Origin of the sequence: Pseudomonas sp. KBS0707, assembly GCF_005937945.2 — a bacterium.
GTDB lineage: Bacteria > Pseudomonadota > Gammaproteobacteria > Pseudomonadales > Pseudomonadaceae > Aquipseudomonas > Aquipseudomonas amygdali.
Genome location: NZ_CP041754.1, coordinates 1743802 through 1769268 on the forward strand (window position 1 = coordinate 1743802; position 25467 = coordinate 1769268).

24 protein-coding genes, 2 tRNA genes and 1 pseudogene are annotated in these 25467 nt (G+C 57.5%); 13 read left to right on the forward strand and 14 right to left on the reverse strand.

Translation table 11 applies throughout. From position 1 onward, the window contains the following. Positions 1 to 13 precede the first annotated feature (13 nt). Both FFH21_RS08260 and rdgC read right to left on the reverse strand, forming a co-directional pair. Positions 14 to 961 (reverse strand): bile acid:sodium symporter family protein, encoded by a 948-nt coding sequence (locus tag FFH21_RS08260; RefSeq protein ID WP_004657741.1) that lies wholly within the window; start codon positions 959 to 961, stop codon positions 14 to 16. 89 nt (positions 962 to 1050) lie between these two features. Further along, a complete protein-coding gene (rdgC, locus tag FFH21_RS08265) occupies positions 1051 to 1971 on the reverse strand; it encodes a recombination-associated protein RdgC (RefSeq protein WP_002552626.1) in 921 nt (306 codons plus the stop codon). A 171-nt stretch (positions 1972 to 2142) separates the two neighbouring features. Between rdgC and FFH21_RS08270 the strand changes: the two genes are divergently transcribed. Then, positions 2143 to 2218, forward strand: a tRNA-Val gene (locus FFH21_RS08270). Positions 2219 to 2239: 21 nt separating this feature from the next. Beyond that, positions 2240 to 2316, forward strand: a tRNA-Asp gene (locus FFH21_RS08275). Between the two features lie 128 nt (positions 2317 to 2444). On the opposite strand, the pseudogene FFH21_RS08280 reads toward FFH21_RS08275, so the two are convergent. Beyond that, positions 2445 to 2585, reverse strand: a pseudogene (locus tag FFH21_RS08280) (isocitrate lyase/phosphoenolpyruvate mutase family protein); the annotation flags it as partial. A 334-nt stretch (positions 2586 to 2919) separates the two neighbouring features. On the opposite strand from FFH21_RS08280, the gene FFH21_RS08285 reads away from it, so the two are divergent. From FFH21_RS08285 to FFH21_RS08295, 3 genes are all read left to right on the forward strand, one after another. Continuing rightward, on the forward strand, positions 2920 to 3315 hold the full coding sequence (locus FFH21_RS08285; RefSeq protein ID WP_004643774.1) for a hypothetical protein: 396 nt from the start codon (positions 2920 to 2922) through the stop codon (positions 3313 to 3315). Positions 3316 to 3434: 119 nt separating this feature from the next. Then, positions 3435 to 4625: a CaiB/BaiF CoA-transferase family protein gene (locus FFH21_RS08290; protein ID WP_011168112.1), complete on the forward strand. Its 1191-nt coding sequence runs from the start codon at positions 3435 to 3437 to the stop codon at positions 4623 to 4625. Between the two features lie 55 nt (positions 4626 to 4680). Further along, positions 4681 to 5058, forward strand: coding sequence for a VOC family protein (locus FFH21_RS08295; RefSeq protein WP_002552629.1), 378 nt, complete (start codon positions 4681 to 4683; stop codon positions 5056 to 5058). Position 5059: 1 nt separating this feature from the next. On the opposite strand, the gene FFH21_RS08300 is transcribed toward FFH21_RS08295, so the two are convergent. Both FFH21_RS08300 and FFH21_RS08305 read right to left on the reverse strand, forming a co-directional pair. Next, positions 5060 to 6403, reverse strand: a complete 1344-nt coding sequence (locus FFH21_RS08300) for a dicarboxylate/amino acid:cation symporter (protein ID WP_004664300.1) — start codon at positions 6401 to 6403, stop codon at positions 5060 to 5062. A 105-nt stretch (positions 6404 to 6508) separates the two neighbouring features. Continuing rightward, the gene (locus FFH21_RS08305; RefSeq protein WP_004657745.1) at positions 6509 to 7564 is read right to left on the reverse strand and encodes a tartrate dehydrogenase; all 1056 of its coding nucleotides are present in this window, start codon (positions 7562 to 7564) and stop codon (positions 6509 to 6511) included. Between the two features lie 134 nt (positions 7565 to 7698). Between FFH21_RS08305 and FFH21_RS08310 the strand changes: the two genes are divergently transcribed. Further along, positions 7699 to 8619 carry a LysR family transcriptional regulator gene (locus tag FFH21_RS08310; protein ID WP_011168113.1) on the forward strand — a complete coding sequence of 307 codons (921 nt, stop codon included), beginning with the start codon at positions 7699 to 7701 and terminating at the stop codon, positions 8617 to 8619. 10 nt (positions 8620 to 8629) lie between these two features. Here the strand turns inward: FFH21_RS08310 and FFH21_RS08315 are convergent, their stop codons facing one another. Then, entirely contained in the window at positions 8630 to 9148 is a 519-nt protein-coding gene (locus FFH21_RS08315) for a hypothetical protein (protein ID WP_005732893.1), read from the reverse strand. A gap of 246 nt (positions 9149 to 9394) precedes the next feature. On the opposite strand from FFH21_RS08315, the gene FFH21_RS08320 reads away from it, so the two are divergent. From FFH21_RS08320 to FFH21_RS08340, 5 genes are all read left to right on the forward strand, one after another. Further along, a complete protein-coding gene (locus tag FFH21_RS08320; RefSeq protein ID WP_054073203.1) occupies positions 9395 to 10804 on the forward strand; it encodes a DUF4329 domain-containing protein in 1410 nt (469 codons plus the stop codon). A gap of 206 nt (positions 10805 to 11010) precedes the next feature. Then, on the forward strand, positions 11011 to 11781 hold the full coding sequence (locus tag FFH21_RS08325) for an FKBP-type peptidyl-prolyl cis-trans isomerase (RefSeq protein WP_005743816.1): 771 nt from the start codon (positions 11011 to 11013) through the stop codon (positions 11779 to 11781). Between the two features lie 365 nt (positions 11782 to 12146). After that, entirely contained in the window at positions 12147 to 12599 is a 453-nt protein-coding gene (locus FFH21_RS08330; protein ID WP_004667796.1) for a YkvA family protein, read from the forward strand. A 100-nt stretch (positions 12600 to 12699) separates the two neighbouring features. Then, positions 12700 to 13041 (forward strand): helix-turn-helix domain-containing protein, encoded by a 342-nt coding sequence (locus FFH21_RS08335; protein WP_011168116.1) that lies wholly within the window; start codon positions 12700 to 12702, stop codon positions 13039 to 13041. Then, positions 13038 to 13409 carry a hypothetical protein gene (locus FFH21_RS08340; RefSeq protein WP_002552638.1) on the forward strand — a complete coding sequence of 124 codons (372 nt, stop codon included), beginning with the start codon at positions 13038 to 13040 and terminating at the stop codon, positions 13407 to 13409. Before FFH21_RS08335 ends, FFH21_RS08340 begins: the two co-directional genes overlap by 4 nt. 136 nt (positions 13410 to 13545) lie before the next feature. On the opposite strand, the gene FFH21_RS08345 is transcribed toward FFH21_RS08340, so the two are convergent. Then, entirely contained in the window at positions 13546 to 15318 is a 1773-nt protein-coding gene (locus FFH21_RS08345; protein ID WP_038820298.1) for a bifunctional diguanylate cyclase/phosphodiesterase, read from the reverse strand. Positions 15319 to 15435: 117 nt separating this feature from the next. Beyond that, a complete protein-coding gene (locus tag FFH21_RS08350) occupies positions 15436 to 17517 on the reverse strand; it encodes a carboxy terminal-processing peptidase (protein WP_004657761.1) in 2082 nt (693 codons plus the stop codon). Positions 17518 to 17655: 138 nt separating this feature from the next. Here FFH21_RS08350 and FFH21_RS08355 point away from each other — a divergent pair, with 138 nt between their 5' ends. Next, a complete protein-coding gene (locus tag FFH21_RS08355; RefSeq protein WP_011168119.1) occupies positions 17656 to 18618 on the forward strand; it encodes an NAD(P)H-quinone oxidoreductase in 963 nt (320 codons plus the stop codon). A gap of 19 nt (positions 18619 to 18637) precedes the next feature. Here the strand turns inward: FFH21_RS08355 and FFH21_RS08360 are convergent, their stop codons facing one another. The 6 genes from FFH21_RS08360 to FFH21_RS08385 all read right to left on the reverse strand — a co-directional run bounded on the left by FFH21_RS08360 (position 18638) and on the right by FFH21_RS08385 (position 23968). Beyond that, complete coding sequence (locus FFH21_RS08360; RefSeq protein WP_004657763.1) at positions 18638 to 19291, reverse strand: HAD family phosphatase; 654 nt, start codon at positions 19289 to 19291, stop codon at positions 18638 to 18640. A gap of 110 nt (positions 19292 to 19401) precedes the next feature. After that, a complete protein-coding gene (locus FFH21_RS08365) occupies positions 19402 to 20391 on the reverse strand; it encodes an ABC transporter ATP-binding protein (RefSeq protein WP_002552643.1) in 990 nt (329 codons plus the stop codon). Between the two features lies 1 nt (position 20392). After that, a complete protein-coding gene (locus FFH21_RS08370) occupies positions 20393 to 21190 on the reverse strand; it encodes an ABC transporter permease (protein ID WP_011168120.1) in 798 nt (265 codons plus the stop codon). Further along, the gene (locus FFH21_RS08375; RefSeq protein ID WP_002552645.1) at positions 21177 to 22019 is read right to left on the reverse strand and encodes an ABC transporter permease subunit; all 843 of its coding nucleotides are present in this window, start codon (positions 22017 to 22019) and stop codon (positions 21177 to 21179) included. Before FFH21_RS08375 ends, FFH21_RS08370 begins: the two co-directional genes overlap by 14 nt. Continuing rightward, the gene (locus tag FFH21_RS08380) at positions 22016 to 22822 is read right to left on the reverse strand and encodes an alkaline phosphatase family protein (protein WP_004657771.1); all 807 of its coding nucleotides are present in this window, start codon (positions 22820 to 22822) and stop codon (positions 22016 to 22018) included. The genes FFH21_RS08375 and FFH21_RS08380 overlap by 4 nt, the downstream gene beginning before the upstream one ends. Before the next feature lie 78 nt (positions 22823 to 22900). Further along, complete coding sequence (locus tag FFH21_RS08385; protein ID WP_002552647.1) at positions 22901 to 23968, reverse strand: ABC transporter substrate-binding protein; 1068 nt, start codon at positions 23966 to 23968, stop codon at positions 22901 to 22903. A 354-nt stretch (positions 23969 to 24322) separates the two neighbouring features. Here FFH21_RS08385 and FFH21_RS08390 point away from each other — a divergent pair, with 354 nt between their 5' ends. Further along, on the forward strand, positions 24323 to 25045 hold the full coding sequence (locus tag FFH21_RS08390; protein ID WP_004667794.1) for a UTRA domain-containing protein: 723 nt from the start codon (positions 24323 to 24325) through the stop codon (positions 25043 to 25045). The last annotated feature ends 422 nt before the right edge of the window (positions 25046 to 25467 follow it).

Here is a 25467-nt window from a genome sequence, read left to right on the forward strand (position 1 = left end):
GTGCCGCCGCTGATCAAAGGCCCGGCTTGGTTTCTTCCTCCGGCATCTTCCTGAAATACGTCGATAGCAACGCACCGGAAATGTTGTGCCAGACGCTGAACAGCGCGCTCGGCACCGCCGCCAACGGCGAGAAATGTGCGCTGGCCAGCGCAGCGCCCAGGCCGGAGTTCTGCATGCCGACTTCCAGCGCCAGTGACTTGCGTTGCGCCAATGGCAGCTTGAAGACCTTGCCGGTGAAATAACCCAGCAAAAAGCCGAAGGTGTTATGGAGGATCACCACGGCCATGATCAACAAGCCCGATTCGGCGATTTTCGCCTGGCTGGCGGCAACTACGGCGCAGACGATCATCACGATGCTCACCACCGAGACCAGAGGCAGCACGTCCACGGCATAGCTGACCCGCGCACCCAGCAGACGCTGTGCAACCACACCGAGCACGATCGGCAGCATGACCAGTTGCAGGATTGACCAGAACATATCGAGGAAGGACACCGGCAGCCACGCCGACGCCAGGAACCAGATCAGGGTCGGGGTCAGCAGCGGGGCGAGCAGGGTGGTCACCGCCGCGATTGCCACCGCCAGCGCCAGATCACCTTTGGCCAGCCAGGCCATGACGTTGGATGACGTACCGCTCGGGCAGCAGCCGACCAGAATCACACCCACAGCGATTTCCGGCGGCAGTTGAAACACCTGACACAGCAACCAGGCCACGCCGGGCATGATTACAAAGTGCGCGACCACACCCAGCGCAACGCGCCACGGGTTTCGCGCCACCTCAGAGAAGTCTTCCAGCTTCAAGGTAAGACCCATGCCGAACATGACCAGACCCAGCAGCGGTACGATCCAGCTTTTCAGACCGATAAAGGCCTGCGGGAACAGAAACGCCAGGATGGCGAACAGCAGCACCCAATAAGCAAAGGTATTACCGACAAACCGACTCAAGGCTGCCAACGCACGCATGGGGTGCTCCCTCCTGTAAAAAAACCTGTGTGAAATGAACGCGCCGTCTCACAGGACGGCGCGGTGTTGCAGGCAGTGACGGGCGGGGATCAGATCCCCTGCGGGATTTCCTCGCCGCCCAGCGCGTCGAACAGTTCCGGCAGGAACTCGCCGAAGGTCAACATCATCAGTGTGAAGCTGGCGTCCAGCTGGCCCAGTGCTTCGTCGCCACCGTCCTGTTCCGCCTGATCCTGCAGCAGGTCTTCGAACTTCAGGCGCTTGACCACCAGCTTGTCGTCCAGCACGAACGACAGTTTGTCCTGCCAGGCCAGCGACAGCTGGGTGACGACCTTGCCGGTGTTCAAGTGCAGCTGAATTTCGTCGCTGGTCAGGTCCTGACGCTTGCAACGTACGATGCCGCCGTCTTCGTGGGTGTCGCGCAGTTCGCATTCGTCAAGCACGAAGAAGTTGTCGGCCGCTTTCTGGGTCTTGACCCAGTCGGTCATGGTCGCACTCGGCGAAACCTTGACGGTCAGCGGACGTACCGGCAACGAGCCGATCACTTCACGCAGTGTCGACAGCAGGTCTTCGGCGCGTTTCGGGCTGGAGGCGTTGACCAGAATCAGGCCCTGCTTTGGCGCGATTGCAGCGAAAGTAGCGGAGCGGCGGATAAACGCACGCGGCAGAAAGGCCTGGATGATTTCATCCTTGAGCTGATCACGTTCCTTCTTGTAGACCTTGCGCATCTGCTCGGCTTCGATCTCGTCGACCTTTTCCTTGAGCGCGTCGCGTACAACGCTGCCCGGCAGAATGCGCTCTTCCTTGCGTGCAGCAATCAGCAGGAAGTCCTGACTGATGTGTACCAATGGAGCGTCCTCGCCCTTGCCGAAAGGAGCGACGAAACCATAGGTGGCCACCTCCTGGCTGGCGCAGGCACGAGCCGGTTTGGTTGCCAGTGCTGTCTCCAGCGCTTCGGCATCGAAAGGCACGTCCTGGGTCAGGCGATAGACAAGCAGGTTTTTGAACCACATGAGGTGAGTCTCTCTTTCTATACAAAGGCGGGCATTATTCGCTCCTCGGCGGCTGCGGCCAACCCTGCACAGAGCGTTTGTAAGCCTTTGGAAGGATTATAAAAATTATTTAAAAAAGTGCTTGCCAGAGTGCAGGTCGCTCCGTAGAATGCGCGCCACACCGAGAGTGAAGGGTGATTAGCTCAGCTGGGAGAGCAGCTGCCTTACAAGCAGCGGGTCGGCGGTTCGATCCCGTCATCACCCACCAAACTCGCTTTTAGTGTTACGCGCAGCGGTAGTTCAGTCGGTTAGAATACCGGCCTGTCACGCCGGGGGTCGCGGGTTCGAGTCCCGTCCGCTGCGCCATATTCAGCTTCAAGGCCCTTGAACTCCTTGAAGCAAACAGAAAGCCTGCCTAGTGCGGGCTTTCTGCTTTCTGCTTTCCTGAAACGATGAAGTCTTCGTTCATTCATCGGGGTGTGACAGGCAGCTACCGAGCCATCCTGGTAACCATACGACCAAGCTATTTCCGCCCAGGCTTTCGACCATGCGCGGGCCATCTGCATCGGCCACGTTGGCCAGGGTCAGCAGTCCATTTTGATGCGCGTTGTGAAAACAATATTCAGTGCAGTCATCGCAGTTCAATACCCTTGACGTTTGGTTTCTGACGGCACGGTCTGGTTGATTGTTGCAGAGGAGCGCTGTTTTCATGTGATACAACGTTGTGTGCTTCCACGCATCATCAGGTAAGACTTCCTCTTAGCCGATGTAAGTTATTTCCTTATTTATTGAAGTTTATGACTAGCTCTTTGTTTGACGCGATCAGGTCCTTGAGTTCTCATCTTCGCTGGTATTAGCTGGTTTTGTCGGTTGGCGCCTTCAGTGTGCTGATCGAATGTCTTATATCTGATTCTGTAAGGTCGCCCTGTCAGGGCGGTTGAATGCTCTATATTTAAATAAGGAAATTATATGAACACTGGTCTTAAACTGCTCATGGCTGCCTCTGTCATGGCCGCCTCCGTCAGCGCGTTGGCCTTGCCTGTGCTGCACACCGCGACTATCGATCAGCACGGCACTGTCGTTGCTCAGTCGTCTCCGTGGATCAAGTCCGTAAGTTACAGTAGTAAGAGCGACTATTTCGCAACGTATAAAGTGATTTTCAATGAAGACCACTTCAAGCGCTCGCCTGGTTTCTGCTCGGCATCTTCTATTGATACCAGTGACTATGAACGGTTGTTCTACGGTCACGTCAAGTTGGGTGGCGCTGCCACCACAAAAGAAGTCAATGTGTTAGGTCTTATGGTCGGTAAGGACGGTGCCTCGGGTGACGCTTCTATGAGTTTTCAGCTGGCGTGCAGCAACTGATTGAATGAGCCTCACCGGGTTGGGGGGGGCGAGGGCAGAACCTTGTCAAACCCCTCCGGCTTTCCATCCACCGCATTTGCGCAGATCATCTATCCATTCCCAACAAGAACGGACGTGTCATGAACTTACCTCTTCAGGGCATCAAGGTGGTGGAGCTGGGCCAGCTTATTGCCGGACCTTTTGCGGCGAAGATCCTTGCCGAGTTCGGTGCCGAGGTCATCAAGGTCGAGCCGCCGCTGACCGGTGATCCTTTGCGCAAATGGCGTTTACTGCACAACGGCACCTCCGCATGGTGGGCGGTGCAGTCGCGCAACAAGCAGTCGGTGACCCTCGACCTGCGTCAACCAAAGGCGCAGGAGATGGCCCGCCAGCTGATCCGTGATGCCGATGTGCTGGTGGAGAATTTCCGCCCCGGTACGCTTGAGGGTTGGGGGCTCAGTTGGGAAGAGCTACATGCCCTCAATCCGAAACTGATCATGCTGCGCGTCTCCGGCTATGGGCAGACCGGCCCGTACCGTGACAGGCCGGGTTTTGGCGTAATAGGCGAGGCGATGGGCGGTTTGCGTCATTTGTCGGGCGAGCCAGGGCGTACGCCGGTGCGTGTCGGTGTGTCGATCGGCGATTCGCTTGCAGCGTTGCACGGCGTGATCGGCATTCTGCTGGCGCTTCGTCACCGCGAGCAGAATGGCGGTGATGGGCAGCAGATAGATATCGCGTTGTACAAGTCAGTGTTCAACGTGATGGAAAGCCTGATTCCCGAGTATTCGGTATTCAATACTGTCCGTGAACCAGCAGGCAGCAGCATGCCAGGCATTGCACCGACCAACGCCTACCGCTGCAATGATGGCAAGTACGCGCTGATCGCAGGTAATGGCGACAGTATCTACCGCCGGTTGATGGAAAAAATCGGTCGAATGGATCTGGCCAATGACCCCGAGCTTGAGCACAACGACGGGCGGGTCAGGCATGTGGCACGCATTGATGCTGCCATTTCGACCTGGACCGCCGAGCGCTCGATGGACGAAGTTCTTGCTGCACTCAACGAGGCGCGTATCCCGGCAGGCAAGATCTACGACGCTGCCGATATCGCCGGCGACCCGCATTATCAGGCGCGTGACATGTTGTTGCAGAGCGCGCTGGATGACGGCACGCTCGTTACCCTCCCGGGGATTGTGCCTAAACTTCAAGGCACGCCGGGCCAGGTAAGAACGCCCGCGCCGACCCTGGGTCAGCACACCGACGCCGTTCTCGAAGCACATGGTATAGACGCAGCCACTCGCGCCGAATGGCGTCGGCTTGGCATCATCTGATCCGAAATGCGGCCTTTGCCGTAAACAGAACTCTATTCCAAACGGAGCTGATCCCGTGATTGATCATCTGGACCATCTTGTATTGACCACTGCTGATGTTGACGCCTGCAAGGATTTTTACGTACGTGTCATGGGTATGGCCCCTGAACGCTTTCGCCAGGGCCGACTGGCGTTTCGCTTCGGCAATCAGAAAATCAATGTCCATGAGCGTGGTAAAGAGTTCGAGCCCAAGGCCCATCTGCCTGTGCCAGGTGCGCTGGACTTGTGTTTCATTGCCAGCATCCCGCTGGCTCAAGTCATCGCGCACCTGCAGGAGCAGGACTGGCCTATCGTTGAAGGTCCGGTGGAGCGTACCGGCGCCACCGGGCCGATTCGTTCTGTGTACGTGCGCGATCCTGATCTGAACCTGATCGAAATTTCCGAATTGGCCTGATTCAGGTCGGCGACGGACTGATCCCTTCCGTGATCGCGGCAGGTCTGGCCTGACCGGTTTTCGGCAGGGGCAAAGGCTCGGGTTGTTTCGGCTCGTCCTCGCCATTCAGCGCCCGGTGCATCTTCTCGCTGTCCAGTGCGCCGACCCATTTGGCGATGGCCATGGTGCCGACGCCGTTGCCGATGGTATTGGTGATCGCCCGCGCTTCGGACATGAAACGGTCCACGCCCAGTAACAGCACCATGCCCGCGACAGGGATGGTGCCAAGTGACGCGAGGGTCGCGGCGAGAATGATGAAGCCTGAGCCCGTGACACCCGCCGAACCCTCGGAGGTGAACATCAGCACCACCAGTACGATCAACTGGTCGGTCAGGGTCAGTGGCGTGTTGGTCGCCTGGGCGATGAAGATCGCAGCAATCGTATAGTAGATCGCCTGGCGGTCCGGATTGAAGGTCAGGCCGGATGGAATGATCATTCCTGCGACCGGTTTTGACACGCCGGCTTTCTCCATTTTCGAGATCATCTGTGGCAGCACCGATTCAGATGAACTGGTGCCCAGCACCGTGAACAGTTCTTCCTTGATGAAACGCAGGAATTTCCAGAGGCTGAACCCGCTGTAGCGGCATATCGGCCCGAGTACGAAGATCACGAACACTGCGCAGGTCAGGTAGACGCAGGCCATCAGTTTGCCCAGAGAAAACAGCGAACCGAAACCATATTTGCCGATGGTGAAGGCAATTGCGCCGAATGCGCCGAGCGGTGCCAGGCGCATGACCATGTTGACGATTCTGAACATGCCCTGCATCAGGCTGTCCAGCGCATCGACAAAAGGTTTGGCGCGCGGACCTACCTGAGCCAGAGCGATCCCGAGCAGGATCGAGAACAGCAGGATTTGCAGAATATTGCCCTTGGCGAATGCGTCGATGATGGTGTCGGGAATGATGCCCATCAAAAAGTCCATGAACGACGAATGCTTCGCCGCGCTGGTGTAGGTGCTCAGGCTGGAAGAGTCCAGCGTTGCCACATCAATGTTCATCCCGGCACCGGGTTTGAATACATCCACCACGACCAGACCAATGACCAGCGCCAGGGTCGACACCACTTCAAAATAGATCAGTGCCCGAAACCCGACGCGGCCCAGCTCCTTCATGTTTTCCATGCGCGCGATGCCGGACACCACTGTCAGGAAAATCACTGGTGCGAGCAGCATCTTGATCAGCTTGATGAATGCATCGCCGATGGGTTTGAGCGCTGCGCCGGTTTCCGGTGCCACAACGCCAACGATGGCGCCTAGAATGACCGCGAGTAAAACCTGTACGTACAGTTTGCCTAGAATGCTTTTCATGACCGGGTCCTGAGTTTTTATTGTTGTCAGGAAATGCCCGGAGACTCGGCAGGCCGGTCTCCGTGGCGTTGTACCGCCATACGACGATGATCTGGCGAACGCGCCTCAGCGGTTGATCAGTTGCAGTACCGCGTCGGTGACCTGCCTGGTGGTGGCCGTGCCACCGAGGTCCGGGGTATGCAGACCGCTTTCGGTGACCGCCTCGATGGCCGACATCAGGGTCTTGGCCGCTGCCGATTCGCCCAGATGCTCAAGCATCATCGCAGCGGTCCAGAACGTTGCAATCGGGTTGGCGACGCCTTTGCCGGTGATATCGAAGGCCGAGCCGTGAATCGGTTCGAACATCGACGGGAAGTTGCGGCCTGGGTTGAGGTTGGCGGTAGGGGCGATGCCCAGACTGCCGGACAGGGCGGCAGCCAGATCGGAAAGTATGTCGGCATGCAGGTTGGTGGCGACGATGACATCCAGCGACGATGGCTTGAGCACCATGCGCGTGGTCACGGCATCCACCAGCTCCTTGTCGATCCTGACGTCCGGGAAGTCCTTGGCCACTTCGTAGAAAATCTCGTCCCACAACACCATGCCATGGCGCTGCGCGTTGGACTTGGTGACCATGGTCAGGTGCTTGCGCGGGCGAGTGCGCGCCAGTTCGAAAGCGAAGCGATGAATGCGCTCTACACCGGCCCGTGTGAACACCGAAACCTCGGTTGCGACTTCCTCTGGCAAACCACGATGCACGCGCCCGCCATTGCCGGAGTACTCGCCCTCGGAGTTTTCGCGAACGACGACCCAGTCGATCTCGTGGCCGTTGTGCAGCGGGCTCTTTACGCCAGGCAGAACGCGCGCTGGACGTACGTTGGCGTATTGGTCAAAGCCCTGGCAGATCGGCAGGCGCAAACCCCACAGGGAAATATGGTCGGGTACATTCAAGGCACCCACTGCGCCGAAGAAAATCGCATCGAATGTCTTGAGTTCGGCCAGACCGCCTTCAGGAATGTAGTGGCCGTTCTTCAGGTAGTTATCCGAATTCCAGTCAAAGTGTTTGAAGGTCAGGTCGAAGCCGGATTTTTTCGACAGCGCCTGCAGGACTTCAACACCTGCGGCGATCACTTCCACGCCAATGCCGTCGCCGGGTACTGCTGCAATGTTGTAACTGTTCATGGTCCACTCCACTGTCCGGTGCTTTTTGTTGTGCCTGCGAACGCTCTGTTCGACAGGGTGTGGACGGAGTATATGTAGTGAACCGGAACGTATGAGTTACTCGAAATCACTACATAATTAACTTTGAGTTACCAATGAACCAGACACAGGACCTGTCGTTTTTCCATCTGTTGGCTCAGCAGGGCAGTCTTGCCGCGACAGCCCGCGAACTGGGCGTGACGCCGCCCGCCATCAGCAAACGCTTGAGCCTTCTGGAAGCGCGGCTCGGCACACGCCTGGTGAATCGCACCACGCGGTCCATGAGTCTGACTGCCGAGGGCGAGTTGTATTTCAGCCATGCGGCGCGGATTCTGACCCAGATCGATGAAGTCGAGCAGTTGATCACCAGCAGTTCTGCCAGCCCCAAAGGACTCATAAGGGTCAACGCTTCACTGGGTTTCGGTCGCCGCCACATAGGCCCTGCACTGGCGGCTTTTTTTGCCCGTTACCCCGAGGTTCAGATCCAGCTGGAAATCAGTGACCACCCACTGGATTTGGCCATCCATGGTTTTGATCTGGGCATTCGTTTCGGCAGCCTTCCGGACGCGGCCTTTCATGCGCGCAAGATCGCATCCAATCGGCGTCTGCTCTGCGCATCACCGCTGTACCTGGAAAAGCACGGTACGCCGACACGTCTGGCGGAACTGCAGCACCACAATTGTATTTTTCTGCGTCAGAACGAAACACCCTACGGGGTGTGGAGCTTCAGCAACGGGGGGCGTACGCAGAACGTCAAGGTTCATGGCGCATTGGGCTGCAATGACGGTGAGGTCGCGCTGAACTGGGCGCTGGAAGGGTTCGGCATTTTGCTGCGGGCTGAATGGGACATTGCCCGGTACGTGCGCAGTGGCCGTCTGCGTCTGGTGCTTGAAGACCAGACACCCACTCGGGCGGACGTCTACGCGGTCTATCCGCAGCAGTTGCATTTGTCCGCCAGGGTGCGTTATCTGATCAATTTTCTGGTGGAGCGTTTTGCCAGTCTGGATCAGGTTGTCCCGCTGCAAGACCCGCATTGAGCTCTGGAGGTCAGCAGCCCTTCGAAGCAGCTCCGTCCTTTGGTACGAATGCAGCCTTGTCGCCTGGTTTGGTAATGACGTAAGCGCGTCGCCACGGCTGGTCGTCGATCAGTTTCCAGCGATGGCCAGGGCCGGTGGTGTCCTGTGCCAGTAATATTTCCCCTGGGCGCAGTACGAAATTCTCTCCACCCGTGGTGGAAAATTCGAGCGTGCCTGAAAGGGTGATCACGTATTGCTCTTCCGGTGCGGCGTGCCAGTCATATTGCGAGTGCGCCGGGGTTTCCTTGAAGTGCAGGGCGTTGACATCGGTCATTGCCTTTTGATCAATCGAGCCTTCGATGACGTGTGACAGATTGTCGGGGCCTGTGCACAGCCTGTATGCCTTGATGCCCTCGGTTACAACAATAGGTGGCTTCTTGGTCGCGTAGGCTGAGCTGACCGGCAACATGACTGCTGCGGTGATGGCTGCAAGGCCTGCCAACTGGCAAGCCGTCGAGCGCATCAGGCGAAAACGATTGTTCGATTGCATAAAACGTTCCTGAGCACGACAAACTGCATAAGCCCTGATCGCCAGTCGTGGTGATCGAAACAGGGGCTGGGCAGATTCGCCCACGCAGCGGATCGAACCACATCCGTTAACGGTTAAAAATTATCTTTAGTTTCATGTTGCCGGGTGCCGCGGCGTCTACCTGTTGTCATATTCATCTATGTCACCCGCCACCCTGAGTTTCCTTACGCTAATGACTCAATCAGTCAGGCTTTCAAGGAGCCTCGGATGCATCCCAGAAAAAGAATTGAAAAACGGTCCGTTGACCATCATCCCGGCATGCCAGCGTTTAGCGTGCCTTTCGATCATCCTGATGATGCGGCGCGCTATGCCCATGAGCGGATCGGCAATCGGCGTGACCGTGAATACGGCGGCTTTATTCTGGTTCGCAAGGATGGCAAGTACGTTGCGACCGAACCCATGAACGGCAGCCGGTTCAGCTTTGACCCCAACGAAGTCTTTCCGCGCAACGATGAGGAGGGGTATGTGCTCTACCCGCAAGGGTATGACGACTATGCGATTTACCATTCTCACCCGTCACTTCAGGCCGGGCTTGAAGAATGGCCGGAGCGTGAAAAGGTTACTTACCCGAACAGTTTTTCAGCGGGCGACATCTATGCAGCGATCGATGACCAGGAGGTTTGTCCGGCGACTTATCTTTCCGGACCTGACGGCTCCTTGATCAAATACACGCTGTCCCGTTCTGCCGCCGAAGACACGCTGTTCGCGCGCGTAGCCGGACCGCCAGGCATGCCGCACCTGAGTGAACTCAGTCAGATCCACAAGGCGCTGCAGAACCTCACCATGCTGCCCAGTGATGTAGTCCGGTTGCTGGCAGGTGCCGGGAACCTGGAAGTGATAGTGCCCAGTCGTCTGTGGGGGCGGGTCGGGAAAGTGTCTAATGACTGGCGCCCTTATCCGGACGATGCCGCCACTCGCACGCCTCCTGTGACATCGCCTGCAAGCTGCGCCGTGCAATGGCCACCCAGGCCTCTGAGCCTCAGCGTGCCGTTTACCCGTGCTGATGAAGCTGCACGTTACGCGCACGGCCGGATTTGTACTCGCATTCATTCGCAGATCATCGGTTTCCTACTGTTCAACCCGGTAACGCGCGCTTATCTGATCGCCGAGCCGATCCTTGAAGAGGGTGCTCCGGTCTACGCACCCTGTTCGGCGTTTCACCCCGATGCTTACTACCGGCCTGCATTACCTGATGGCTATCGTGTTGACGGCATGTATTTTTCATCTGCCAACCTCGTAGCTGAGGGCGGGCGTGAAGTAGTGAGTGATTTCTTCGACCCGGACGATCTGCATCGCATGTTCAGTTATCGGTACAAGCCTGCACAGCGACCCAAAGGCTCGCCAATTCGTTACGGCTTCGAGATGTCGGCAGTTTATTTCTCGGCAGCCGATGGTGCGCTGCTCGCGTACACACCCAGCCGGTCCGACGAGGAGCTTCGGCTTTTACGAAGCGTATCGCGCGTGTACTCGGGGGCTGAGTCCATCCAGGCGCAACTCGCCGCAGGTACGATCAATGTGCAGGACTTTGTTCGCGCAGTGGCACGAGCCGGGCACCTGCGCGTGCTGCAGACCAGTAAGCGCTGGCCTCATGCCGGGGTGGTCAGCCCCGTGTCATGAGCCCTTCGCTGCAAATCCGCGTGTTTCCCGTGCGAATCACAAACTGAACTCCAACTGAACAATCCAGTGCCGCGCCGGGAAAACCTTTGGATACCTGAACTTATCGGCGTTTTCTCCCTCTCATGCCGGTAGCCATTGATCGCGGCTGCCTGATAAGCTCGCGGCTTTACTCGTTTGCCCTTTTGGCGCATGAACAAGGAATTAGCATGAAACAGCATCGGTTGGCAGCGGCGATTGCCCTGGTCGGTCTGGTACTCGCAGGTTGTGACAAGCAAGCCAGCACCGTAGAGCTGAAAACTCCGGCACAAAAAGCGTCTTATGGCATCGGTCTGAACATGGGCAAAAGCCTGGCTCAGGAAGGTATGGATGATCTGGATTCCAAGGCTGTGGCCCTGGGTATCGAAGACGCAGTCGGCAAGAAAGATCAGAAACTCAAAGACGAAGAGCTGGTTGAAGCCTTCTCGGCCCTGCAGAAGCGCTCCGAGGAGCGTCTGGCCAAGATGAGCGAAGAGGCTTCGGCCGCTGGCAAGAAATTCCTCGAAGAGAACGGCAAAAAGGATGGCGTGGTCACCACTGCTTCCGGCTTGCAGTATCAAATCATCAAGAAAGCGGATGGCGCTCAGCCTAAGCCTACCGATGTTGTGACTGTTCACTACGAAGGCAAACTGATTGACGGCAAGGTCTTCGACAGTTCCGTTGAACGCGGCAGCCCGATTGACCTGCCTGTAGGCGGCGTTATCCCGGGTTGGGTCGAAGGTCTGCAACTGATGCACGTAGGCGAGAAGATCAAACTCTTCATCCCTAGTGATCTGGCGTACGGCGCGCAGAGCCCGAGCCCTGCGATCCCGGCAAATTCGGTACTGGTTTTTGACCTTGAGTTGCTTGGCATCAAAGACCCGGCAGCTGCTCCGACAGCTGGTGCTGATGCTGACGAAGAAGAGGCAGCTCCTGCCGCTTCCGCTCCGGCCAAGAAGTAACGCACTACCTGGCTACAGAAAACGCCCTGTCTCGACAGGGCGTTTTTGTGTCCGGCTTATTTCCCGAACGCTTGGCCATTCGGGCAGTCCCACTATCATGGAAGCGCGCAGTAGCATTGTCCGACAGTCCGGCAAGGTAACGGCACTCGCTTGAGCGAGGGGGCGGTTTCACACCTTTGTAGCTTTTTTGTGAGTAAAAAACGCCCGATTTGACTGTGGTCCCCCGATAACGGGGAGTTCAGGCATGAAAAAAGCCACTGTTCACAAGGTTATCCACAATTATTGTGGATAACCTTGCGGTACCGGCCAGGCAGGTTCGCCGGATCTGCTTTTATCGAAAGACATTTTGCTGAACGGGAGTGGGTATGAAAGCACCGTGGAATTTTATTCGTTATCTGCCCGGAGCCCGGCGTCTGCTGGCAGCGGGGCGACTGCCAGGGTTGTTGTTTGCTGTCGCACGCAAGGGCAACAGTGAAGGTAATCGTCTGGGCAAGCTCAAGGAAGATCTGCGTTTGCTCCAGGCCTTGTGTCTGGCTTACTGGCGTGGTGAGTACCGAAGCATCAGTCCTAAAGCCATTTTGTCCATTGTCGCGGGCCTGATGTATTTCCTTAGCCCGCTGGATGCTATTCCTGACTGGATTCCAGGCTTGGGTATGTTCGATGACATCGCAGTGCTGGCCTGGGTCACCAAGCATTTGAGCGACGAACTGGATGCTTTTCGTGCGTGGCGCGAGCAGCAACCGCCCGAGAAACTCATCGTGGTCGAGCAGCTGCCCAAGACTCAGGCGCTGCTGGAGAAAGAGCGGGGTAAGGTGTAAGTCTCACTGATTGAACACAAGCCATAGCGTTCCGCTGTTAAGATGCCAGCCTATGAATCAAGCCTGATCAGTGTGCGGTCGTGTAGTACAAGGTGACTCTATGGATCTTCAAGTGATATCCCGTGACGGTGAGCCGGAATATGCAGTGCTGCCCTTGGCTCAGTACCAGGCACTGCTGAAGGCTGCCGGGTTGGTCGGCAAGCCGCGCCAGGAACCGGTTGCATCGACTTCCGGCATCGCTGCCGGTGAGCTTCCAGGGTTCGATGAGTTGCGGGCACTGCGCGAGGCCAAAGGTCTTGAAGTGGCCAGCCTGGCGCGTACGGTCGGCATCAGTCCGTCTTATCTGGAGTTGATCGAGAATGGTACTCGTCAGCCGGATGCTGCAATAAAGCGCAGCCTGGCATGGGAGCTTGGAGTGCCGGGCTGGCGAGGCGAGTCGTGAGCGTGCGCATCAGCCGTCAGCATTGGGACGGTCTGCTCAATGAGCTCGATCAGGCGCGCCGCCAGCGTCATCTGCTGACCTATCGCGCGTTGGTCGAGCGTTTGCAATTGCCCAGCCCAGCCATGCAGACCCTGACCGCAGCCCTGGAGCATCTGGCCGCCATGGACGCCCGCGCGGAACAGCCTTTGCGCAGCTCGCTGGTGATCAGCCAGGGCGCAAGCCGCTTGCCGCGCCCAGGTTTTTTTGAATGCGCAGAGCGTCTCGGACGCTTCTCTGGCCCGTCAGATGGCGTCGCCGCCGCTTCGTGGCACGCCGCCGAAGTGGTTCGGGTGTTTGAATACAGCTACCCGGAAGTGGAGGTGCAGTAGCGATTCGGCCCCCGAATTTTCAGTGGCTGTATCGACCCCTTCGTGAGTAATGCGGATCGCCGCCCGGTCACTCCCACGACAGCGAACCTGAGGGAGCGAGCTTGCTCGCGAAGTCGCACGTTCAGCTCATTTATCCTCACGCTTGTACCAATAAATCCAGCCGCGTCGAATCGATCACATGAATGCTCGCGCCAGCAACGTCCTTGGCGAAATGTTTGGCTTGTGAGGCCAGGTCGGCCAGCTGGCTGGCATCGACCAGCGTGCAGCTTTCTTCGTGCAGATGCACTACGCCAATCGACAGCGATAACAACGGGAATTCCTGACGCTGCCCCTGTCGGTTGAGGGCGACGAAGCAACCGGCTTCCAGATGCTCCGCGCGGTAGAAACGTCGGCATTGATTCTGGAAATCATCCAGCAGGGTTTTCAGGCGGCGCTCCCAATCCTCAATGCCCAGCACCATCAGAAAATCATCCCCGCCGATGTGTCCGACAAAGTCTCTGCTTGGGTCGATACGGTCGTTCAGACACTGCGCGAGACACAGCAGCACTTCATCGCCACGGGCGTAGCCGTAGATGTCGTTGAAAGGCTTGAAGCTGTCAATGTCCACATAGCAGATCACCGATTCGCGGCCCTGTTGCAGCAGACGCATCAGGCATTGCTGGATCGGAACATTGCCGGGCAGCAGGGTCAGCGGGTTAGCGTAACGTGCCTGCTGGATTTTCATCTCGGTAATCAGCTTCAGAACATCGATGACCCGTCCCAGGCCCAGATAGGTACCGTTGGAGATGATGATGAAATCCTCTTCGATGCGCTGCCGGGCTCGGCTGGTCAACAGTCGGCTGACCTGTTGCAGTGACTGGCTGACTTCCACGGCCAGAAAGTCATCACTCATCAGGCGGCTGATTGGCTTGCGGGCAAACAGTTCGGTACCAAAGGGCTTGAGCAGTGCCTCGGACAATGAATGCCTATGGACGATGCCGCAGGGCCTGGCCTCGTCGTCCAGCACGGCCAGCGAATTGAGATTGGCCTGCCTGCGAAACGCTTCCAGCACCTCAGCTGTGGGCGTGGACTGGCTGACTGATGGTTGCGGGTTGAGCAGGGCAGAAAGGTCTGCCGCTTCTTCGTTCAACGGCGCGCTGGTGGTCTCTGCCTTGGGCAGCATGGCGCGGGTGTCGCGTGGTGGGCGCTCTTGCGGACGGGCAAGCAGATAGCCCTGAACCAGATCCACGCCCATGTCCTTCAGCGCCGCCAGCTCTTCGGGCAATTCGATGCCTTCGGCAATCACGGTCGCTCTGGAAGCCTTGGCCATCTGCAGCATGGAGCCAACAAACTCGCGTTTCACCGCATCCTGGTGAATTCCGTCGATGAAGTGCCGATCGATTTTCACGTAGTCCGGGCGCAGCTCCGACCAGAGTCGCAAGCTCGAATAACCGGCACCCAGGTCATCCAGCGCGATGGAGAAGCCCATGTCGCGGTAGTGGTGCAGCGCGTTGTACAGCAGGTCGAAATCATCGGTGGGCATCTGCTCGGTCAGTTCGATGACTACATCCTTGGGCGCGATTTGATAACGGCGCAGCATTTCCAGGGTGCGGCCCGGTGGATGAGACGTTTCGAGCAGCGATTCGGGAGAGACGTTGAGAAACAGCTTGCCCGGCAACTTCTGCTGGCTGAAACGCCGGCAGGCGCTGTCACGGCAACTCAGTTCCAGCTCACTCAGGCGGCCTGCCTGTCGAGCGATGGAAAACAGGTTCAGGGGCGAATGCAATGCGCTGTTGGACGGTCCGCGGGTCAAGGCTTCATAACCCAGAATGCGACGTTCCGATAGCGACACGATAGGCTGGAACAAGCTGTGCAAATCACCACGAGCCAGAATCGAACTCAGTGTGCTCAACTGCTCGGTTAGGGTCATGGTCGTCTCAAAGAGAATAAAAAAGGGCTGAGCGCTTGCGCGTTCAGCCCCGTATTTCACGACAGCTTCATGACTGTTTGATGACGTTGAAGCTAAATGGCCATCAATGAGTCTGTCTTATTTTTTTGCCACAGCGGCGCTTAGCCCCAGATAGTCGATCAGAATACGCCCGGTCTCTGCCAGGTAGGCATCGTCCTCGGGTTTGGTTTTCTCGTCTTCCACCGGCAGCGCGTCTTCGTCTTCCTTCTTCAACTCTTTGAGCGGCTCTTCACCCTTGGCCTTGCGGCGGGTGTTTTCCAGCGCGAGCTGCTTGCTTTCGATGGACGCATGCTCGGCACGACGGTCGGCTTCATTGAGGCTGACCGTTTTTTCGTTCATCAGCTTCTTGGCCAGCGCCAGACGGTCTTCAATGAACACGAACTCGGCGTCTTTCGCCGAACGTGCTTCATGACGCGCCTGCAACTGCGCCAGGAACGGCTTGAACGGGTCGATTGCCGGCTTGATCGCCGGTTTGATGCTGTCCCACGGCATGGCCTCGGGCAGCGCGCTCTCGCCGATTTCCTTGGTATCGATCAGCGACGGGTAAGTGATGTCCGGCACTACACCCTGATGCTGGGTGCTCTGACCGGAAACCCGATAGAACTTGGCCAGAGTCAGCTTCAGTTCGCCATGATTGAGCGGCTGAATGGTCTGCACGGTGCCCTTGCCGAAGGTCTGGCCACCGATCACCAGCGCACGGTGATAATCCTGCATCGCGCCAGCGAAAATCTCAGATGCCGAAGCGGACAGGCGGTTGACCAGCAAGGCCATAGGGCCTTTGTAGAACGCGCCTTTGGCTTCGTCTTCCAGCACATCGACCTTGCCGTCGGCGTTACGCACCAGCACGGTCGGGCCCTTGTCGATGAACAGACTGGTCAGCTCGGTCGCTTCCTGCAACGAACCGCCACCATTGTTACGCAGATCCAGTACCACACCATCGACCTTCTCGGCCTGCAGCTCGGTAAGCAGTTTCTTCACGTCACGGGTGGTGCTCTTGTATTCCGGATCGCCAGCACGGTAGGCCTTGAAGTCCAGATAGAACGCAGGGATGTCGATGACCCCGAGTTTGTAGTCCTTGCCATCCTGTTTGAGGTGCAGGATCGACTTCTTGGCCGCCTGTTCTTCGAGTTTCACCGCTTCACGGGTGATGGCGACAATCTTGCTGGTCTGGTCATTCGGCGCATTGCTGGCCGGGATGATCTCCAGACGGACCACGGAACCTTTCGGACCGCGGATCAGCTTGACGACTTCATCCAGACGCCAGCCGATCACATCGACCATTTCCTTGTCGCCCTGGGCAACGGCCACGATCTTGTCGGCTGGCGCGACCTGCTTGGTTTTGGCCGCAGGTCCTGCCGGGACCAGACGCACGATTTTCACGTTGTCGTTATCGCTCTGCAACACAGCGCCGATGCCTTCCAGCGACAGGCTCATGTTGATGTCGAAGTTTTCCGCGCTGTCAGGCGACAGGTAGTTGGTGTGCGGGTCATAAGACATGGCGAAAGTGTTGATGTAGGCCTGGAAGATATCTTCGGCGCGAGTCTGGTTCAGACGGGCCTGCTGATTCTTGTAACGCTTGGTCAGGGTTTCCTGAATCTTCGCCGGATCCTTGCCTGCGATCTTCAGGCGCAGGACTTCATCTTTTATGCGCTTGCGCCATAGCTCGTCCAGCTCGGCAGTGTCCTTGGGCCATGCGGCGTCCTTGCGGTCCACCAGCAGGGTTTCCTTGGTATTGAAGTCAAGCTTGTCGACGCCCTTGCTCAACTCAGCCAGCGCGAAGTCCAGACGCGCCTTGATGCGGTCCAGGTAGCGCTTGTAGATAGTGAAACCCGGATTCAGGTCGCCACTTTTGAGGAAGTCGTCGAACTGGAACTGCCATTTGTCGAATTCGGCAATGTCGCTGGCCATGAAATAGCTGCGCGAGGGGTCCAGTTGCTTGATGTAGCTCTGGTAAATAATCGCTGAACGCTTGTCGTCCAGGGGCGGCTTGCTGTAGTGATGTCGTTTGAGCAGCTCAACCACGTTGAGGCTGGCAATCACTTCGTCGCGGTCCGGCTGAAGATTATCCCAGCTGTTGGCGGCAAAGGTACTGGCTGACATCGGCAAAACGCTAAGGCCGACAAACAGTGCGAGGGCAGTGCTGGGGAATAATTGCTTCATGCTGATTCGACGCGAGGACAATTGATAACGCATATTAGGCCGTCTTTGAGGTCGCCGGTTCCTTCGGACCCGGCCGCATAATGCAAAAGCCCGGGCAAAACAGCCACGGGCTCAGTCTGGACTCACTATGGAGGCACCGTGAAGGCATTGCAAGGCGTTGAAGGACATGTGGAATGGGTCGAGGAGCCGAGTCCGGCCCTTGATGTGGGGCAGGTACGTATCAAAGTGGCTGCGGCAGGTTTGAATCGAGCCGATCTGTTACAGCGCGAGGGCAAGTATCCGCCGCCGCCCGGGGTCACTCAAACGCTCGGTCTGGAGTGCTCGGGGGTGATCGCCGAAGTGGGTCCGGGTACGTCCTGGGTGGTCGGAGACCGCGTCTGCGCGCTGTTGGCGGGCGGGGCGATGGCTGAAGAAGTGGTGGTCGACGGGCGACACGTATTACCGGTCCCGGAAGGGCTGTCGCTGCATGAGGCCGCCGCCATCCCTGAGGTGTATGCCACCGCGTGGCTCAATCTGTTTCAGCTGGCAGGCCTCAAGCCGGGTGAAAAGGTGTTGTTGCACGCAGGCGCAAGTGGGGTTGGTTCAGCCGGTATTCAGCTTTGCAAAGCGTTCGGCAACCCGGTCTGGGTCAGTGTCGGTTCGACCGAGCGTCTGGCCTATTGCGTCGAACTGGGAGCACAGGGAGGCGTAGTACGTGGCGAAAGTCTTGAAGGCCTGAACGATTTTGCACCGTTCAACGTCATTCTCGACCCGGTGGGCGCAAGCTACGCCGAACTTAACGTCAAACTGCTGGCTCTGGACGGTCGCTGGGTGCTGATCGGTATCATGAGCGGGCGCGAGGCGCAGGTGGATCTGGCGCACGTGCTGGGCAAACGTATCCAGTTGATGGGTTCGACCTTGCGCAGTCGCGATGACACATTCAAGGCCGACCTGCTCAGCGACCTGGGCCAGCACGTCTGGCCGCTGTTCACTGAAGGCCGCCTCAAGCCGCAACTGGCGAAATCCTTTGCGATCAAGGATGCCGACGCTGCGTTCGAAGAGCTGGCGACCAACACGGTATCCGGCAAGATCGTGCTGGTCATCGACGAAAGCCTGGTCTGACCCGTCGGTGCCTCTGGACTCAGCTCCAGTCGTGCACCGGCCAGCCTGCTTTCTGCGCGTGTTCCAGTAACACGGCATCGGGGTTGACCACATTGGGGTGGTCAACCTTGAGCAGCAGCGGCAGGTCATTGCGTGAATCCGAGTAGAAGCTCGCCCCCTCAAGGTTTTCCCCTTCGGCGTCCAGCCATTCCATCAGGCGCGTGATCTTGCCTTCCCGATAGGTCAGCACGCCGACCGTGGCACCGCTGTACACGCCATGTTGCACGTCCAGTTCGATACCCAGCACTTCTTCGATCCCGAGGCGTTCTGCGATGGGTTTTACCAAGTGCACACCTGACGCCGAGATCACCAGAATCCGGTCGCCTTTGGCGCGATGCTGAGCAATACATTTGCAGGCGTCGCTGTAGATGATCGGCTCGATGACGTCCTCAACCCACGGGCCGACCAGATGATCGATTTCTTCAGGCGTACGGCCAGCCATGGGTTCAAGGCTGAACGCCATGTAGTCTTCCATTGCCAGCTCGCCTGCGCTGTAGGCGGCCATCAGTTCGTCGTTGCGCTGCATGAACGAGGTTGAGTCGACCCAGCCCAAGCGACCCATCTGCTCGCTCCAGAGCGTGGCACAGTCGCCGCCGATCAGGGTCTCGTCCAGGTCGAAAATTGCCAGGGGCATGTGCGTTTCTCCTAAAAGTCTGTTGAATCAGCTGTCAGCTTCACGCTTGGCGTCTTGATCGGCAAGTGTGTGGCGTTATCCGTGCAGAACAAAATCAGTTCAGAGCACGGTTAGTTCAGAGCACAGAGCGCCGACGGTTCGATGTTCAGTGTTACACGCCTTCCATCCGGGTGCAGGTCGTCGGCGCTGCGGTTCAGTACGTCGACCACCAGTTCCACGCCGCGGGCCTGTATCCGGTAGCGGATGACGTTGCCGAGCAGACTGTGACTGCGTACTTCGCCTTCCAGTTCGCCGGTCAGGCTCAATTGGATCGATTCAGGGCGAATCGCAATGCGGCTGGTGATCGGGCGTTGCATCAGGCGTGTGGCATCTTCGGCTTCCAGCAGGTTGTAGTTGCCGATGAAGCCCGCAGCGAACACGTCAACCGGAGCGGTGTAAAGGGTTTCTGCGTCACCACTCTGCACGATCCGGCCTTCGTTCATCAGGAAGATGCGGTCGGACATGGTCAGCGCCTCCTCCTGATCGTGGGTCACGAAGATCGTGGTAAGGCCCAGCTCGCGCTGAATGGCGCGGATCTGCTCACGCAGGTTTTTGCGAATTCGCGCATCCAGTGCCGACAGCGGCTCATCAAGCAACAGCAGGCGTGGGCGAGTGACCAGCGAGCGCGCCAGAGCCACGCGCTGGCATTGCCCGCCGGACAACTGATGCGGGTAACGCGTGGCAAAGTCGTGCAGCTCGACCATGCGCAGAATATCGGCAACGCGCTTTTCGCTGTCGGCCGCACTGACTTTCTGAATCCGCAGGCCGAACGCGACGTTTTGCTCGACGGTCATGTTGGGAAACAGCGCGTAGCTCTGGAACACCATGCCGATGTTGCGTTTTTGTGGAGTGAGCGGCACCAGGTCAGTGCCATCAAGCAGGATGCGCCCGCTATTGACCGGTGTCAGCCCGGCAATGCAGCGCAATAACGTGGACTTGCCACAGCCGGACGGGCCGAGCAAGGTGACAAACTCGCCTTTCGTGATACTGCAGTTGATGTCGCTGAACACTGACGTGCTGGCATAGCTTTTCTGCAGGTTTTCAATGCTGACAAAACTCATTTCAGTCTTTGTCCTTATTCAGTCGATTGGCGGCCCAGGTCAGCACCAGCACGAAGAGGAAATAGGAAATCACCAGCGCGCTGTTGAAGTGACCGCTGCTGTTGCGCATGTTGTTCAGGTAGACCTGCAAGGTTTCATAGCGGGTGCCGACCAGCAGGTTGGCGAACACGAATTCGCCAAACAGGAACGAGAATGACAGCAGCAGCGCGATCATCAGGCCCTTGCGCAGGTTAGGCAGCACGACCATGAACGCTGCTTGCCAGGTACTGGCGCCGAGCAACTGGGCGGCGTCCATCAGGTCCGTGAGGTTGATGGCCTGCAGGTTATTGGTGATGGCGCGGTACATGAAAGGCAGGGCAACAGTGAAATAGCAGCCGATCAGAATCCACGGCGTGCCGACCATGGCCATGGGGCCTGAGCCATAGAGTTGCAGCAGGCCGACCGACGAGACCACGGGAGGCACGGCGAACGGCAGCAGGATCAGGATGTTCATCAGCCCGTCGAGGCGCGGGAAGTAGTAATGCACGACAAACAGCAGCGGCAGAATCAGCACCACCGAGAGTATCAACGCGCCGACGCATACCAGTAGTGACTGGCCGAACGCCGCCAGAAAGCGCGGATCGCTCCACAGCGCCACGTACCACTTGAAGGTCAGGCCACTGGGCAGAATGGTCGCCGACCAACTGGTGGAAATCGAGTACAGAAAGGTCCCGGCCAGCGGTAATAACAGGATCAGGAACAGCAGGTAAACCACGGTTTTGTGATAAATGCCCGCATGCCGTCGTTCAGCGCGCGACATGGTAGCTCCTCTTCAACAGCCACTGATGGACGACTGTGACCAGAGTCATGAGGCCGACCAGAATCATCGCCAGAGCGCTGGCCATGTTCGGGTCAAGGGTGATATCGCCTGCCACCATCGCGGCAATGCGGATCGGCAGCACGTTGAAATTGCCGGTGGTCAGGGCGTACACCGTGGCATACGCGCCCAGCGCGTTGGCCAGCAGAATCACGAACGTACCGAGCAGCGCAGGGGTCAGGACCGGCAGGCCGATATAGCGCCAGAATTGATAACTGCTGGCACCCAATAGCGCCGCCGACTCGTTCCAGTCCTCGCGCACCGCGTCAAATGCCGGGTAGAGCAGCAGCACGCCAAGCGGGATCTGGAAGTAGGTGTAGAGGATTATCAACCCGGTCTTGGAGTACAGGTTGAAGTCATCAATGATCCCGGTTTGCTTGAGGATCAGGGTCAATGCGCCGTTGAAACCCAGCAGAATGATGAACGCGAACGCCAATGGAACGCCGGCAAAGTTGCTGGTCATGTTGGCGAACGAATTGACGAAATCGCGCAGCCGCGAGTCTACCTTGCGCAGCGAATAGGCACCCAGCACAGAGATGATGATGCCGAACAGGCTCGACCAGAAGCTGATCTCCAGGCTGTACTGGATCGCCTGCCGATAGAACTTCGAGCTGAACGCTTTGGTGAAGTTTTCCCAGCCCCAACCGGCGTCGCTTTGCAGGCTGTGAATCGCCACCCAGAGCAGCGGCGCAATCTGAAACACAATGAAGAACACGGCAAAGGGCACCAGGCACAACAGCCCCAGCCACTTGCCTCGGGAAAATCGGGTCAATTGAGCATCTCCCGGCAGACCGGTTTGTCGTGATGTATGCCGAGCAATTCGCAGATGGTGCCGCACAGGTCGGTCTGGCGTGGCGCTGCATGGACATTCAGGCTGAACGCATCACCCAGCACGAACAGCGGCACTTCGCGTTCCTCCGGCAGCAGGCCATTGTGCGAGCGGTCGTTGTTCATGCCGTGGTCGGCGGTCACCAGCACTTGATAACCCGCGTCCAGCCAGCGTTGCAGGTAGTCAGCCAGAATGATGTCGGCATTGCGGGCGGTGTTGCGATATTGCGCAGTGTCGAGGCCGTGCTTGTGCCCGGCGTCGTCGATGTTCATGGGGTGAATCAGCAGAAAGTTCGGTGCATGTTTCAGGCGCAGGCTTTCAGCGTCGGCGAACAGGTGCGAGTCCGGGTAGTGATCGGCCCAGTAGAACAGCCCGTGCTGAATGGGTAGTTCCGTTGCCTCGGTATGACGATCGCGTGCCGTGTCGAACGGCGTGCGGTTATACAGCTCGCTGAACCAGTGATAGGCCGCCGCTGCAGTGGTCAGGCCGGCGTCACGAGCGTAGTGAAAGACGCTACGCTGGTTAGACAGGCGGGAAACGTTGTTATGCACGATGCCGCTGTCGATAGGCGCGACCCCGGTCAATATGCATTCGTACAGGGGGCGGGAGAGGGCGGGTAGCTCGCATTCCAGCTTGTAGAGCGCGGCGCGGCCAGCATCATGCCAGGCTTGAAGATGGCCCATTGCGTGGCGGGCCACGTCGTAGTTGAGGCCATCAAGCACGATCAGGATGACGTTGTGTTTCATGGGCGACTCGCTTTAAAAGAACGGGCGAGTCTGGCTCGCCCGATGTACACGACTTCATCCCTGAGCTGCAGGAGAGAATCAGTTCATCTCGATGATGACCTGCTCGTTCCACTTCTGAGGCAGCGCTTTGGAGGTTTTTTCCCAGGCATCCGCGTCCTTGATCGGCTTGGCATTGAGGTATTGCTCATGCGGCAGCAACTGGGCTTTCACGTCGTCTGGCAGCTTGATGTGTTCAACGCGAATCGGACGCGCATTGCCTTTGGCCAGGTTGATCTGACCGGCATCGCTGAAGGTGTATTCACGCGCCAGTTTGGCGGCGTTCGGGTGCTTGGCGTATTTGTTGATGATGGTGGTGTAGCCGGAAACCACCGAGCCGTCCGACGGGATCAGCACCACGTAGTCATCCGGTTTGGCCATCTTGGCTTTGTAGTTGAGACCGTTGAAGTCCCAGACCACGCCGACCTCGATTTCGCCTTTTTCGATGGTTTGAATGGTCGGGTTGGCCAGTGACAGGCGTTTCTGCTTGGCCAGGTCGGTGAACAGTGCCAGGCCTGGCTCGATGTTGCTTTCGTCGCCTTTCATGGCAATGGCTGCGGCCAGTACGCCATTGGTTGCTTGCGCGGCAGTGCTCACATCGCCAATGGAAACCTTGTATTTGCCGGTTTTCAGGTCGGCCCAGCTTTTCGGTATTTCAGAGCCGTGCAACAGGTTCTTGTTGACGATAAAGGCGATGGTGCCGGTGTAGGCCAGCGCCCAATGGCCGTCCTTGTCCTTGGCCCAGTCCGGAATCTGCTCCCAAGTGGTTGGCTTGTAAGGCTGGGTCACGCCTTTGGCAACGGCTATAGGACCGAACGCGGCACCCACGTCGCCGATGTCACCGCTGGCGTTGTCTTTCTCCGCATCGAATTTGGCGATCTCCTGGGCCGAACTCATGTCGGTGTCCATGTGCTTGAGGCCGTATTTGGTTTCCAGGTCTTTCCAGATGCCACCCCAGTTAGCCCAGTCATCCGGCATGCCGAGACTATTGACCGCACCTTCAGCCTTGGCCGCAGCCTCCAGCGTTTTAAGGTCTGTGTCCGCAGCCATGACCAGCGAACTCATTGCCATGGCTGAACCGAGGAGTGATGCCAACAAAAGATGTTTCATTCGGAGCTCCTAGTGCACTTCTTGCAAGAAGTGTTCGTTTCGGATTGTTTGGTCTAGATCAGCAATACCTGAGCCAAGTTAGGCTTTTTGCATGACATTTTCGTGTCGTGTTCAGTGCCAGAAGCTGTTTTTAACGTGGTTCGGCAGTGCCTGGCGCTAAGCGTAGACCATGGGATCATGCTTGCTTTTCAACGGTTAAAGGCCTTTTTTCAGAGCAGTTGGCATGGATCGTGTTTTGTTATGTCACAGAATGGTCATGTGCCCGGCCTAGGCTTGAAGCAATGGAGTTAATGGCGTCGGTTGCACTGAGGTGTGCCCCGCAATAGAGCTGGTCTAGTCCAGACGGATACCGGAATGCGCGACGATGTGCCACGGGCGGTAACAACGATTTGCAGTGCTCTGCAGGAGCAGATCGAACATGGCTTGTTGCCGCATGGCAGCAAGCTGCCTGCGGAACGCAAGCTTAGCGAGGTGTTTGCTACCACCCGTATCACGTTGCGTGAGGCCCTCGTGCAACTGGAGGCGCAAGGGCTTATTTACCGTGAAGAGCGTCGCGGCTGGTTCATTTCCCCGCCACGACTGGCGTATGACTTGATTCGGCGCAGCCATTTTCACGCAATGGTCTGCGCGCAGGGAAGAGTGGCTCACACTCAGCTGCTGTCGGCACGTCTGCAACCGGCTTCGGCGATGATCTGCGAAATGCTCGAACTGCCTGCGCTGTCGAGCGTGATCCAGATCTGCCGCGCCCGGCGTATCGATCAGCGGCTGGTGCTCTATGTCGAGCATTACCTGAGGCCGGAATTATTCCCCGGCATCCTCGATCACGACCTGAACGAGTCACTCACCGAGCTTTATGCCCGCTGTTATAACCTGCATTACGGACAAGTACGTTTCGATATGGTCCCCACGGCACTGCATGCCGACGCTGCAGCCGCCTTGAAGGTTTCCCTGGGCAGCCCCGGCCTGCGTATTGCAAGAATAAACTATGACCAGCGTGATCGACTGATTGATTGCGATCTTGAATACTGGCGTCATGATGCTATCCATGTGCGCGCCAATGTGCGTGGCAAGTTGTAGTTGAGTGCGGCTCTTCAAAAACTCCGGGCATGCGGCAAGTTTCAGTAAATTAATATCGGTGTATTCAGCGCGTTGTTAGTTGCGGGTGCCAGCCAGTAAGACGTGACCTTCCTCTTCATTGAAAACCTTGGCTGTGCGGGCCGCTCAGGTCGAGTGCGTGCGCGCAGACGTCCGGCTTATTTAAAAATTTAATGAGAAAATAACTTTAAGCTGCAAAGGGGTGAGCGTAATTTAAAAAGTTTTTGAGGTGAAAAAGTTAAGGTTTTTTTATTCCGGTTGTCGAAAATAAATAGTAAAAATCCGTATTGATTAATATTTATTAGTTGGGTGTGATACGTTTTTAGAGCGTCATTGCGCGTGGTCGGTAAGTGGATTGCCTGGCGCAGTTTCGCGTGTGGGATGTGAAGGTTGATATCGTAGCT

Excerpts from the sequence above, each read along its gene's own strand:
- FFH21_RS08260 (WP_004657741.1), bottom strand. The coding sequence starts at position 961 with ATGCGTGCGTTGGCAGCCTTGAGTCGGTTTGTCGGTAATACCTTTGCT.
- rdgC (WP_002552626.1), bottom strand. The coding sequence starts at position 1,971 with ATGTGGTTCAAAAACCTGCTTGTCTATCGCCTGACCCAGGACGTGCCT.
- FFH21_RS08285 (WP_004643774.1), top strand. The coding sequence starts at position 2,920 with ATGAACACTGGTCTTAAACTGCTCATGGCTGCCTCTGTCATGGCCGCC.
- FFH21_RS08290 (WP_011168112.1), top strand. The coding sequence starts at position 3,435 with ATGAACTTACCTCTTCAGGGCATCAAGGTGGTGGAGCTGGGCCAGCTT.
- FFH21_RS08300 (WP_004664300.1), bottom strand. The coding sequence starts at position 6,403 with ATGAAAAGCATTCTAGGCAAACTGTACGTACAGGTTTTACTCGCGGTC.
- FFH21_RS08305 (WP_004657745.1), bottom strand. The coding sequence starts at position 7,564 with ATGAACAGTTACAACATTGCAGCAGTACCCGGCGACGGCATTGGCGTG.
- FFH21_RS08310 (WP_011168113.1), top strand. The coding sequence starts at position 7,699 with ATGAACCAGACACAGGACCTGTCGTTTTTCCATCTGTTGGCTCAGCAG.
- FFH21_RS08315 (WP_005732893.1), bottom strand. The coding sequence starts at position 9,148 with ATGCAATCGAACAATCGTTTTCGCCTGATGCGCTCGACGGCTTGCCAG.
- FFH21_RS08320 (WP_054073203.1), top strand. The coding sequence starts at position 9,395 with ATGCATCCCAGAAAAAGAATTGAAAAACGGTCCGTTGACCATCATCCC.
- FFH21_RS08325 (WP_005743816.1), top strand. The coding sequence starts at position 11,011 with ATGAAACAGCATCGGTTGGCAGCGGCGATTGCCCTGGTCGGTCTGGTA.
- FFH21_RS08330 (WP_004667796.1), top strand. The coding sequence starts at position 12,147 with ATGAAAGCACCGTGGAATTTTATTCGTTATCTGCCCGGAGCCCGGCGT.
- FFH21_RS08335 (WP_011168116.1), top strand. The coding sequence starts at position 12,700 with ATGGATCTTCAAGTGATATCCCGTGACGGTGAGCCGGAATATGCAGTG.
- FFH21_RS08345 (WP_038820298.1), bottom strand. The coding sequence starts at position 15,318 with ATGACCCTAACCGAGCAGTTGAGCACACTGAGTTCGATTCTGGCTCGT.
- FFH21_RS08350 (WP_004657761.1), bottom strand. The coding sequence starts at position 17,517 with ATGAAGCAATTATTCCCCAGCACTGCCCTCGCACTGTTTGTCGGCCTT.
- FFH21_RS08360 (WP_004657763.1), bottom strand. The coding sequence starts at position 19,291 with ATGCCCCTGGCAATTTTCGACCTGGACGAGACCCTGATCGGCGGCGAC.
- FFH21_RS08365 (WP_002552643.1), bottom strand. The coding sequence starts at position 20,391 with ATGAGTTTTGTCAGCATTGAAAACCTGCAGAAAAGCTATGCCAGCACG.
- FFH21_RS08370 (WP_011168120.1), bottom strand. The coding sequence starts at position 21,190 with ATGTCGCGCGCTGAACGACGGCATGCGGGCATTTATCACAAAACCGTG.
- FFH21_RS08380 (WP_004657771.1), bottom strand. The coding sequence starts at position 22,822 with ATGAAACACAACGTCATCCTGATCGTGCTTGATGGCCTCAACTACGAC.
- FFH21_RS08385 (WP_002552647.1), bottom strand. The coding sequence starts at position 23,968 with ATGAAACATCTTTTGTTGGCATCACTCCTCGGTTCAGCCATGGCAATG.
- FFH21_RS08390 (WP_004667794.1), top strand. The coding sequence starts at position 24,323 with ATGCGCGACGATGTGCCACGGGCGGTAACAACGATTTGCAGTGCTCTG.